The 11,207-nt window shown below is 64.6% G+C and carries 10 protein-coding genes, 1 tRNA gene and 1 other RNA gene; 3 read left to right on the plus strand and 9 right to left on the minus strand.

Annotated features, from left to right (window positions below; genetic code table 11):
* Nucleotides 1-30 precede the first annotated feature (30 nt).
* The gene (locus IP83_RS08910) at nucleotides 31-1,200 is read right to left on the minus strand and encodes a site-specific integrase (protein WP_054121867.1); all 1,170 of its coding nucleotides are present in this window, start codon (nucleotides 1,198-1,200) and stop codon (nucleotides 31-33) included.
* 196 nt (nucleotides 1,201-1,396) lie between these two features.
* Nucleotides 1,397-1,482: transfer RNA gene (locus tag IP83_RS08915), tRNA-Tyr, on the minus strand.
* Nucleotides 1,483-1,654: 172 nt separating this feature from the next.
* On the opposite strand from IP83_RS08915, the gene rlmB reads away from it, so the two are divergent.
* Both rlmB and IP83_RS08925 read left to right on the plus strand, forming a co-directional pair.
* The gene (gene rlmB / locus IP83_RS08920; RefSeq protein ID WP_156309642.1) at nucleotides 1,655-2,479 is read left to right on the plus strand and encodes a 23S rRNA (guanosine(2251)-2'-O)-methyltransferase RlmB; all 825 of its coding nucleotides are present in this window, start codon (nucleotides 1,655-1,657) and stop codon (nucleotides 2,477-2,479) included.
* 39 nt (nucleotides 2,480-2,518) lie between these two features.
* Nucleotides 2,519-3,415: a hypothetical protein gene (locus IP83_RS08925; RefSeq protein WP_054121869.1), complete on the plus strand. Its 897-nt coding sequence runs from the start codon at nucleotides 2,519-2,521 to the stop codon at nucleotides 3,413-3,415.
* 98 nt (nucleotides 3,416-3,513) lie between these two features.
* Here the strand turns inward: IP83_RS08925 and IP83_RS08930 are convergent, their stop codons facing one another.
* From IP83_RS08930 to IP83_RS08950, 5 genes are all read right to left on the minus strand, one after another.
* Complete coding sequence (locus tag IP83_RS08930) at nucleotides 3,514-3,786, minus strand: HU family DNA-binding protein (protein WP_054121870.1); 273 nt, start codon at nucleotides 3,784-3,786, stop codon at nucleotides 3,514-3,516.
* Nucleotides 3,787-4,045: 259 nt separating this feature from the next.
* Nucleotides 4,046-6,451 carry an endopeptidase La gene (lon, locus tag IP83_RS08935; protein WP_054121871.1) on the minus strand — a complete coding sequence of 802 codons (2,406 nt, stop codon included), beginning with the start codon at nucleotides 6,449-6,451 and terminating at the stop codon, nucleotides 4,046-4,048.
* 163 nt (nucleotides 6,452-6,614) lie between these two features.
* Nucleotides 6,615-7,598 carry a VacJ family lipoprotein gene (locus tag IP83_RS08940; protein WP_082364610.1) on the minus strand — a complete coding sequence of 328 codons (984 nt, stop codon included), beginning with the start codon at nucleotides 7,596-7,598 and terminating at the stop codon, nucleotides 6,615-6,617.
* A 203-nt stretch (nucleotides 7,599-7,801) separates the two neighbouring features.
* Nucleotides 7,802-8,137, minus strand: a complete 336-nt coding sequence (locus tag IP83_RS08945; RefSeq protein WP_054121872.1) for a YbaB/EbfC family nucleoid-associated protein — start codon at nucleotides 8,135-8,137, stop codon at nucleotides 7,802-7,804.
* The gene (locus tag IP83_RS08950; protein ID WP_054121873.1) at nucleotides 8,134-9,996 is read right to left on the minus strand and encodes a DNA polymerase III subunit gamma/tau; all 1,863 of its coding nucleotides are present in this window, start codon (nucleotides 9,994-9,996) and stop codon (nucleotides 8,134-8,136) included. Before IP83_RS08950 ends, IP83_RS08945 begins: the two co-directional genes overlap by 4 nt.
* A 96-nt stretch (nucleotides 9,997-10,092) precedes the next feature.
* On the opposite strand from IP83_RS08950, the gene IP83_RS08955 reads away from it, so the two are divergent.
* Nucleotides 10,093-10,584, plus strand: coding sequence for a DUF4188 domain-containing protein (locus IP83_RS08955; RefSeq protein WP_054121874.1), 492 nt, complete (start codon nucleotides 10,093-10,095; stop codon nucleotides 10,582-10,584).
* Here IP83_RS08955 and ffs read toward each other — a convergent pair.
* An RNA gene (gene ffs, locus IP83_RS19560) (signal recognition particle sRNA small type) lies at nucleotides 10,580-10,674 on the minus strand. The two genes, IP83_RS08955 and ffs, sit on opposite strands and share 5 nt — an antisense overlap.
* Nucleotides 10,675-10,800: 126 nt before the next feature.
* On the minus strand, nucleotides 10,801-11,079 hold the full coding sequence (locus IP83_RS08960; protein ID WP_054121875.1) for an ETC complex I subunit: 279 nt from the start codon (nucleotides 11,077-11,079) through the stop codon (nucleotides 10,801-10,803).
* Nucleotides 11,080-11,207: the final 128 nt, after the last annotated feature.

Here is an 11,207-nt window from a genome sequence, read left to right on the forward strand (position 1 = left end):
ATCTCAGTGGAAATTACGGCCCCTCCCGGGTCACTTCTCAGTGGCAATCAACACCATGAGCTTCACGCGCGCACCCGGCTGATCCTTTGTGCCAAGGTAAGTTGTGCGTCGATACGCAGCTTGCACCGCATCGGGGGTCTTGTGGGCAAGCGCCGCCTCGACAACCGCGTCAGCAATGCCTTGGTTCGCAGCCCAATCGGTGAACGTCGATCGGAAGCCATGCACATGGAGCGGCTCGTTCATGTCGCGAAGTACCTTAAGCAGGGACATATCGGAGAGTGGTTGCCCGCCACGCCCCGGAAACACCACATTGGTGTCCGGCTGACGAAGGGCTTCGGCCTTCTTGAGAACGGCAAGTGCTTCGTCGGATAGCGGGATCATGTGCGTTTTTGAGCGCTTCATGTGCTCGGCGGGGATCGTCCACATCCGCGCCTCGAGGTCAAACTCCTCCCACGTCGCAAGCCGCACTTCCTGAGAACGGGTCGCCGTCAGGATCAGCAGCTCAAGAGCGAGCCGACCGTAACTGGGTTTGCGCCGCAATGCGACAAGGAAGCCGGGCAACTCGGCATACGGCATCGCCTTCCGGTGCTCACGCTGCTTCACTTGCCTTGGCAGTCCGCGGCCGGCTTTGAGGCTTCCCGTGCCCGATGGCGCTTCCGTTGCTCGCCAGCCCTTTGCATGCGAATAGTCGAGCACCGAACAGATCCGATTGCGCACTTGCCGAGCGGTATCCGGAATTTCCTGCCAGATCGGGGTCAGTACTTCGATGATATCGGACGACGTGACCCCGCCGGTGGGCATCTTGCCGATCTTCGGGAAGACATAGTTCTCGAGGCTCGCCATCCACTGCTTCGCGTAAAGAGCGCTCTTCCAACCCGGTTCGTTCTCGCGGTGGTAGCGCTCGGCAGCCTCGCGGAAGGTGACTTTCGCTGCAGCTTCATCCTTCCTCTCCGCGAGGATATCGCGGCGATCTACCTTTGCCGCTCTGCGAAGCTCGGCAGCTTTGAGGCGAGCATCAGCCAGGCTGAGCATCTTTGCAGAGCCGACCCCAATATCCTGTCGCTTACCATCACGCTGGATTCGCAGCAGCCATGACGCGCCACCACGCTTATCCACCTTCAGGAATAGTCCGTCTCCGTCCTGATAAATTCCCGGATTCGAAAGTGCAGCTTTGACTGCAAGTGCCGTGAGCTTACCCATTTTGTTCCCCCACATTCACTTCCCCCACATCGGGGAATCAGGGTGTGGGGGAACGGCTCTGCTCCCCCACACTTCCCCCACACATGGCTCCGGCTGCATGCAGATCAGAGTGGTTGTGTGCGGACGATGAATGTGAGATTATGCCCGGAATCACTGGACTTCTAGGGCTCTTTAGGGATCTCTGTGGAGAGGCTGGTGGTGGACAGGGCTAGATTCGAACTAGCGTACGCTTGCGCGGGCAGATTTACAGTCTGCTGCCTTTAACCACTCGGCCACCTGTCCACACCAGATTTGCCGGTCCGAGAGCGGGCTCCCGATTGTGCGCCGCGCCTCGTTGAAAAAGCGCGGCTCCGGCCGAGTGAGGCGCCCCTTTGGCGAAGCGCTGCTTGCCTGTCAATGGGGCGGCTGGCATGGGGCGCGGGTTATTTTTTTGCGAAGCATGGAAAGCAGGGCGATGGCCAAGCGAGATGAAAATGGTGGACGGGCCAAGCCGATGCGCGGGCGCGCGGGGCGCATGCAGGGTGGGCGCGGCTCCGGGCGGGCCTCGACGGGCGCCGTGCGGCTGTGGGGACGCCATGCGGTCGAGGCGGCGCTGACGAACCCCCTGCGGACGGCGAAGAAGCTGTGGGGCACGCGTGAGGCGATCCAGGCGATGCTTGACGATCATGATGCCGAACTGCCCTCCTCGCTCCCGGTCGAGTATGCGCAAGCTGCCGATCTGGCGCGGTTGGTGGCACGCGATGCGCCGCATCAGGGCCTCGTGCTCGATTGCCTCGCGCTGGATGACGTTGCCTTGCCCGACATCCTCGATGAGGCGGAGGGGCGCACGCTGGTGATCCTTGATTCAGTCACCGATCCGCACAACGTCGGCGCCATCCTGCGCAGCTGTGCCGCGTTCGATGTCGCCGCGCTGATCACGCAGGATCGCCACGCTCCGCCCGAATCCGGCACGCTGGCAAAGTCCGCTTCCGGCGCGCTCGAAGTCGTGCCTTGGGTACGTGTCGTCAATCTTGCCCGCGCACTGGAGCAGATTGCCGAGGCCGGCTACTGGCGCATCGGGCTCGATGGCGAAGGCAGCGCAGTATTTCCGTCCGCTGTGCCCGCTGGCCCGGTTGCACTGGTGCTGGGTGCAGAAGGTGAAGGGCTGCGGCACAATGTCGCGCAGCATTGCGATTCCATCGCGCGCCTCCCGATTGCTTCTGCGGTGGAAAGCCTGAACGTTTCCAATGCGGCAGCAATTGCGCTCTATGCTGTCGCGACTCGGGGCGCAGCGGGCTGACAAGGCAGGCCCGCCCCCGCGGGCAAAGGGGGATGGGCCATGAAAACCAGCCGCAAGTTCGCCGCCGCTCTGGGTGCGGCTGCCATGCTTCTCGTGCTCGCCGGCTGCATGGTGATGCCCGGCAAGTTCACGAGTGATCTCGCGCTGCGACGCGACGGGACGTTCACGTTCCACTACAAGGGCGAGATCATTCTCGCCGCACTGGCGCAGGGCAGCAAAAGCACCAAAGCGGACGCAATCCCGCCCGAGCCCTTCGAGCAGCAACCCTGCACCGATCCGCAGACCGACGAGGCGCATGATTGCTCTCCGGTGGAAATCGCCCAGCAGCGCGCCAAGTGGAATGACGAGCAGAAGGCGAAGAAGGCTGCCAAGGCCAATGAGGACGTGCAGAACCGCAAGATGATGCAGGCCTTTATGGGCGGCATCGATCCGGACGATCCCAAGGCCGCCGCCGCCTTCGCCCAGCGCCTCGCGCGGCAGGAGGGGTATGCCTCAGTCGTCAGCAAGGGCGGCGGGAAATTCGAGGTGGATTATTCGGCAAGCGGCCGGCTCGACCACGATTTCACCTTCCCGACGATCGAGCGTCTGCCGATGGTCATGCCGTTTGTCTCGCTGATCCGCCGTGCCGATGGCTCGGTGCGGGTCGATGCGCCTGCGTTCAGCACGGCGGCGGCCAATCCGGTGATGCCGGGGCTCGGCGCCATGGCCGGGGCGATGAGCGGCATGAAGGAAAGTGGCAAGGCAGGCGCGAAGCCTGGCAGTGACGGCCCGCCGATTGCCGAGGGCACCTTTACCCTGCGCACCGATGGCCAGATCCTTGCCAACAACACCGACGAGGGCCCGCAGGCGGAAGGCGCCGGTCTTTCACGGCTCGACTGGAAGGTCGATGCGCGGACTGCAACAGCCCCTACCGCGCTGATCAAGCTGGCAAAGTAGCAACCAACCAAAAACGCCGCCCCGGCATCCCGGCGCGGCGTTTTTGGTGCGGATAGCGCGTGGTCGGTCCTGCCCCCGCGCCGATGCCGTTTCCTGCTTTAGTTGACAGCGTCCTTCAGGCCCTTGCCAGCCTTGAACTTGGGCTGGGCGGAAGCCTTGATCGACATCGGCTCGCCAGTGCGCGGATTGCGACCGGTCGAGGCCTTGCGCTTGGCAACCGAGAACGTACCAAACCCGACGAGACGCACTTCATCACCCTTGGCCAGCGCCGAGGTCACGCTATCGAAAACGGCTTCGACCGCCTTCGTCGCATCACCCTTCGAGAGACCGCTCGCGTCGGCCACTGCGCTGATCAGATCGTTCTTGTTCATTGCGGAACCCCCATTGGCTTTTATGCAAACAACCGGTTGCCTGAATCGAAATTCGGGTTGCCGGAAGAGAGCCGAGAAAGAAACCGCTGTCAAAGCGAAAAACGCCCGGAATCGCCGAAAAAACGCCGGAATCTGGCCAGTCCGCGAAGATTTCAGGACGCCCCTACCGCCCTACGGTAAGCGGCCACTCCACGAAGGTTAATGCTGCACCGCGAGGGTGCAGCATAACATTTCATGCTGCACCGCAACGAACTCGCGATCAGTGCGCAGTAGGCGCTGTCGTTCCGCTGGTCAGAGCGGGCGCCGGTCCAGCTGCCATTTCATCCGCTTCGGTCCATTCAATCGCCTCGGTCGGCGCCGCGAGCGCACGCGCCAGCACTTCGTCGACATGGCTCACCGGCACGATCTCCAGCCCCTCGCGGATGTTCGCGGGGATCTCGGCCAGATCCTTGCGGTTCTCCTCGGGGATGAGCACCGTCTTGATGCCGCCGCGCAGCGCCGCGAGCAGTTTCTCCTTGAGCCCGCCGATCGCCAGCACGCGCCCGCGCAAGGTAACCTCGCCGGTCATCGCCACGTCGGCACGCACCGGGATGCCAGTCAGCGTTGAGACCATCGCGGTCACCATGCCCACGCCCGCGCTCGGCCCGTCCTTGGGCACGGCGCCTTCAGGCAGGTGGATGTGCAGGTCCTTGCGGTTGAACACCGAAGGCTTGATCCCGTACTGCGGTCCCCGCGCCTTGACGAAGCTGAACGCCATCTGGACGCTCTCGCTCATCACTTCCCCGAGCTTGCCAGTGGTCTTCACCGCGCCCTTGCCGGGCACCGTCACGCTTTCGATCGTCAGCAGTTCGCCGCCGACTTCGGTCCAGGCCAGGCCCGTCACCGCGCCGACCTGGTTCTCCTCGTCCGAAACGCCGTGGCGGAACTTGCGCACGCCTGCGAAGTCGGCAAGGTTTTCGGGCGTGATGACGACCTCGGCATCCTTCTTTTCGAGGATCCGCCGCAGTGCCTTCCTCGCCAGCCGCGCGATCTCGCGCTCCAGCGTGCGGACGCCCGCCTCGCGGGTGTAATAACGGATCAGATCGCGCAAAGCGGCCTGCTCCAGCGTGAACTCGCCCGTCTTGAGCCCGTGCGCCTCGATCTGCTTGGCGATCAGGTGGCGCTCGGCGATCTCGACCTTCTCGTCCTCGGTATAGCCCTCGAGCCGGATGATTTCCATGCGGTCTAGCAGGGCCTGCGGCAGGTTGAGGCTGTTTGCGGTGCACACGAACATCACGTCCGAGAGGTCGATGTCGAGCTCGAGGTAATGATCCTGGAACTTCGCGTTCTGCTCCGGATCGAGCACTTCAAGCAGCGCCGAAGCGGGATCGCCGCGGAAGTCCTGACCAAGCTTGTCGATCTCGTCGAGCAGGAACAGCGGGTTGGACGTGCCGGTCTTCTTCAGATTCGTCACGATCTTGCCCGGAAGCGAGCCGATATAGGTACGCCGGTGGCCGCGGATTTCCGCTTCGTCGCGCACGCCGCCCAGCGACTGGCGCACGAACTGGCGGCCGGTCGCCTTGGCGATCGACTTGCCCAGCGAGGTCTTGCCCACGCCCGGCGGGCCGACAAGGCACAGGATCGGCCCCTTCAGCTTGTTGGTGCGCGCCTGCACCGCGAGGTACTCGATGATGCGGTCCTTGACCTTGTCAAGCGCATAGTGATCGGCATCGAGAATGGCCTGCGCCGCTGCGATGTCCTTCTTCAGCTTCGACTTCTTGCCCCAGGGCAGGCCGAGCAGCACATCGAGGTAGTTGCGGATGACAGTCGCCTCGGCGCTCATCGGCTGCATCGTGCGCAGCTTCTTGAGCTCGGCGGTCGCCTTCGCACGCGCTTCCTTGGAAAGCTTCAGCGTGTCGATCTTTTCCTGCAGCTCGGCAATCTCGTTGCCTTCGCCGTCATCGCCGCCGCCCAGCTCAGACTGGATCGCCTTGAGCTGCTCGTTGAGGTAGTATTCGCGCTGCGTCTTCTCCATCTGGCGCTTCACGCGGCCGCGGATCTTGCGCTCCACCTGCAGCACGCCAAGCTCGCCCTCCATGAAGGAGAGCACCATCTCGAGCCGCTTGAGCGGATCAGCCTCGGCGAGCACGGCCTGCTTTTCCGCAACGCGCGCCGCAAGGTTCGCCGCGACCGCATCCGCCAGCTTGCCGGCATCGTCGATATCACCCAGCTGCGAGCCTGCGTCCTGCGGCAGCTTCTTGGACAGCTTCGCGTATTCGGCGAACTGATCGACCACCGAGCGCATCATGCCCGCGATCTCGGCACCGGAAACCTCGGCCGGTTCGACCACTTCGACCTCGGCGAGCACCAGTTCGCCTTCGTTCGCCGTCTCGGTCGTCAGTGCCTTGAGTTCGGCGCGCTGCTGGCCTTCGACGAGCACGCGCACGGTGCCGTCAGGCAGCTTCAGCAGCTGGAGCACGGTGGCAACCACGCCGGTATCATAGAGGTCATCGCGGTCCGGATCGTCGCAACCCGGATCAAGCTGGGCGAGCAGGAAGATTTCCTTGGAACCCGCCATCGCGACTTCGAGCGCCGAGACCGACTTCTCGCGGCCGACAAAGAGCGGCACGACCATGCCGGGAAACACGACGATGTCGCGCAGCGGAAGCAGGGGATATTGAGCCATATTCTTCTATTCCATTCCCGCCGCGCCGAAAGCCGGTCTGCGGCGTCTTGCTCTCGAATATGGGTGCCCGCTTGCCCGCCCGCAATGGCCCCTTGTGCCGGGATTGTGGAGTACCCCGGCCCAATCCCAAGAACGCGCGGACGAGGGCCCGATATAGCCCTGCTCAGGGGATCGGCTGCACCACCGGCTGCGAAATGAACACCGGAGGCTGAGGTGGCGGCGGCGGCGCAGGAGGCGCAGGCGGTTCAGGTGCCACGACAGGCGCCGCTGGCTGCGTCGGCGTCGCGTCCGCACCGGCTGCGGCGTCCTCCTTCTCGATCACCCGCTTCTCGGCCGCCGAAACCGGATCCGCCGCAGCCCCGATAGGCCGCGCGAACGGGCCATAGCGGGTCTGGCCCTTCGCCAGCGGCCCGCGCCCGTGCAGCGCCTCGATCTGGTCGATGCGCGATTGCAGATAGACTCGCCGGTAGGTCGAATAGGGATCGGCCGCATTGCGCAGGCGGCGGAAATCCTCATCCGCCTCGTTGCGATAGTCGAGCGCGTCGATCACGCCCATCGGCAGCGCATACCACGGCTTGTCAAACGGCGTGCCCACGGCCAGCGGCACCGCCAGCCTGTCCGCAACGAGGCCGAACAGGTCACGCACCGTCGTCGGGCCGACGAGCGGCAGAAACAGGTAGGGTCCCGGCCCGACGCCGTAATAGCCAAGCACGTTGGCAAGGCCGTTCTGGCGGTAAGGCAGGTTGAACGGCTTGCTGCGCGCCAGGTCGATCGTGCCGCCGAGGCCGATGGTAGAATTGATGCCGAACCGGCCCACCGTCTCGAACATCTTGCCGGGCTTGAGCTCCAGCAGGAAGGCTGCCGCCACCACCGGTTCGCGCACGTTGCGGATGAAGTTGCGCAAGGCCATGCGCAGCGGGCGCGGCACCGTCTTCTGATAACCGTTCGCGACCGGCCCGACGACCAGATCGTCAGCCTTCTGCAGGACTTCGTAGCTGGTCTCGTTCGCCTTCGCGAGCGGGTCCTCGGGCGGTGCCTTGACCGACCCCGACACGACGATCTCGCCCGGCAGCGGAGGAAGCGGCTCCTGCGTTGAGGTCTTGCCAGATACCGGCGCCGCCGGTTCGGCAGCCTGGGAGGCAGGCATGATCGGGACCGAACCATCGGCAGGCGGGGCACTGGCCAGAGCGGCCGCAGCAAGCAGGGAGAGTGCGCTCAGGGGGAAACGACCTTCATGCGGCGAACGGGCATGCGCCAGTCACCCGTCCAGATATTGTTACACATTTGTATAGCGGGTGTGACACCTCTGCGCCAGCCCGTGCTTGCAACGGGTAGCGCCGAAGTGCCCGCTCAGAACGGCAGCTTGAAGCCAGGCGGAATGCCGGCCGCCATCTGCACCTTCTGCATTTCTTCTGCCGCCGCAGCATCGGCGCGCTGACGGCAATCGTTGAAGGCAGCCGCGATCAGGTCTTCGAGAATGCCCTTCTCCGCCTTGTCCATCAGGCTGTCGTCGATCGCCACGCCGATCACGCGGCCCTTGGCGGACGCGCGAATCTTCACGAGCCCGCCGCCGGCAACGCCTTCCACCTCGATCTGGTCGAGCTTGCCCTGCGCGTCCTCCATCTGCTTCTGGATGGTCTGGGCAGCGGCCTGCGCGGCCTGGATCATCTCTTCCATCGACTTCATGCGCGTTTACTCCAGGATTTTCGTTCGGGCGCCGATATAGCGCTCTCGTCGATCATTTCAGCCCCCGGAAACGCGGCATAGGCCGCGCGCACCAAGGGGTCTTCACGCAGCGCCGCCTCCGCCCGTGCTGCTGCTTCGGCGCGGGCTTCCTCAAGGCTGGGAGCAGCGCTGGCGAGGTCCATGCTGCGCTCGACCTGCCAGTGCCCGCCCGTCGCGCCTTCGAGCCCGCGCCGCATGTCCTGCGTCGGATCGCCCGGAATGCCCGCCGCCAGTGCGTAGACCAGATGCCCCGGCTTCAACGAAACTACCCGCACCGAAAGCCGCATCGAAGAACCGATCAGCGGCGAAATCTGCTCGACCTGTTCGACGAGCTGTTCCCACTGCGCCAGCATCATCTCTGCACTCGCCGGTGCCGCAGCTACAGGCGCTGCCGTCCCCGCAGGCGCAGCCATCTGCACCGCCGGCGGATTGGCTGCAAAGGCTTCGAGCTGTTTGATCAGCCCGCCCGGATCGGGAAGGTCAGCGGCGTGCATCACCCGCAGCAACGCCATCTGCGCCGCTACCAGCGGGTCGGGCGCGCCGCGCACTTCCTCGTAGCCTTTGAGCAGCAGCTGCCACAGCCGGTGGAGCGCGCCCGCGCCGAGCTTCTTCGCCCAGCCTTCCAGCGCCTCGCGCTCTTCAGCGGAACGCGCATCTGCCGCGCCGGAAATCTGCGCCACCGTCACCTTGTGCACGAGATCAAGCTGGGCACGCATCATCGCGGTGGGTTCGATCCCCAGCGCGAACTGGCTCGCCACTTCGTCGAGCACTGCATCGCCCTTGCCGCCAATCACCGCAGCGAACAGGCGGCGCTGCATGGTCTTGTCGGCCAGACCCAGCATTTCGCGGACCTGCTCCGCCGTCACGGCCCCGCCGCCTGCCATGTCCGCATGGCTGATCGCCTGATCGAGGATCGACAGCCCGTCGCGCACAGAGCCTTCCGCCGCCGCCGCGATCATCGCCAGCGCTTCGTCCTCGGCCTGGACCTGCTCGGCATCACAGACCTTGCCGAAATGCGCGGCCAGCACGGGCGTCTGGATGCGCCGCAAGTCGAAGCGCTGGCAGCGGGAGAGCACCGTCACCGGCAGCTTGTCGACTTCAGTCGTCGCGAAGAGGAACTTCACATGCGCGGGCGGCTCTTCCAGCGTCTTCAGCAAAGCGTTGAACGCGTTGCGGCTAAGCATGTGAACTTCGTCGATGATGTAGATCTTGTAGCGCGCCGAAACCGCCGCATAGCGTACCGCCTCGATGATCTCGCGCACGTCGTCGACGCCGGTATGGCTCGCGGCGTCCATCTCGATCACGTCGATATGCCGCCCCTCGGCAATCGCGACACAAGGCTCGCACCGGCCGCAGGGATCGATCGTCGGGCCGCCCTGCCCGTCCGGCCCGATGCAGTTCAGAGCCTTGGCGATCAGGCGCGCGGTCGAGGTCTTGCCCACCCCGCGCACGCCGGTCATCAGGAAGGCATGCGCCAGCCGCCCGCGCCGGATCGCATTGCCCAGCGTCTGGACCATCGCGTCCTGCCCGATCAGTTCGGCAAAGGTCTGCGGACGATACTTGCGTGCCAGCACGCGGTAGGGCTGGCCGGACGGCGCGGGCGCGGCCACCGGCGGCGGAGCGTGCTCCTCGCGCACAGCGGGTGCAGGCCCGGGTGCAGGCCCGGGTGCAGGCCCGGGTGCAGGCCCGGGTGCAGGCCCGGGTGCAGGATCGCCGAACATCGAACCCTGCCCGGCCGCCTCCAGTTCCGCAGCCGAGGGCGCGTCGTCTTCGGGCTCGTCCGCAATCGGATCGCCAAACATGTCGGTGGAATCGACCATGTCCCCTGATTAGGCCACCTCTCGCCAATTGTCGAAGCCCCCTGCCCCAACTGGTCGGGGATTGACTCGCAGCCGTCAACGGAGAACCCTCCCCTCATGAGCACCATCACTCCCGGCCGGATGACCGCCGCCCATCAGGGCCCCCTCGTCGTCTTCGTGATCGGCATGCGGATCAACCACTTCCACAAAGTGCGCAAATGGTGGCCGGTGTTTCAGGCGATGGGCCCGATGCTCGCCGAAGTCTCGCGCGATCCCGCAAGCGGATTCCTCGGCTATGAGTTCCTGCTGCGCAGCGCCCGCACGGTCGTCCTGCTGCAATACTGGCGCGATTTCGATGCCCTCGAGGCCTACGCCCGCGCCCGCGAAAAAAAGCACTGGCCTGCATGGACCGCGTTCAACAAGGCAATCGGCAATGACGGCACGGTCGGCATCTTCCACGAGACCTACGTCGTGCCCGAACATGGCAGCGAGACGATCTACGGCAACATGGTACCCTTTGGCCTCGGCAAAGTCAGCGGCACGGTGACCGCGACCGGATCACGCAATGAAGCGCGCTCGCGCATGAAGGGTATTCCGGCAGGGGATTGAAGGAGCCGGGCGACCCGCCGCACATCGTTGTGGCTGCTTCCTTCCGGACCTGACCAGGTTGGCGACAGCTAACGTCCGCCCGACTCCCGCGCCGCATATGGCGACGGTCGATGAAAAAAGCAATGCTGTCCGATCCCTCCCCATTTTTCCCTGAGCGTGTCGAAGGGACAAATGGGAAGGTGGCAGCCCGCAGGACTGGCGGAGGAGTAATTCCCCTTACCGGAAATTGTCCGCGTAGCTCTGCAGTTTGAGCCGCTTCGGCGGCACCGGGCTGATATGCGCGGCAATGCCGTACTTGTCGGCATAGGCCTTGGCTTCCTCCGCCGAAGCGAACGTCAGCACCACTTGCACTTGCGTATCGCCCGAACCGGCCCAGCCCATCAGCGGATCGGGCCGCCGTGCCTCTGCCGGAGCGAACTCAAGCACCCACTGATCGGTGCGCGACTTGCCCGATTGCATGGCATTCTTCGGGCGCTGGTAGATGCGTGCAGACATGAGCGCCCCATGCTCACGAATCGGCTTTGAAATCAAGCCGGGACAGACCCGAAAGGACACCTGACGCCGTTCGTGTCGAGCGAAGTCGAGACACCATACCCGGCGCCTGGTGTCTCGACTTCGCTCGA

The sequence above is a fragment of the Novosphingobium sp. AAP93 genome, from assembly GCF_001296055.1.
GTDB lineage: Bacteria > Pseudomonadota > Alphaproteobacteria > Sphingomonadales > Sphingomonadaceae > Novosphingobium.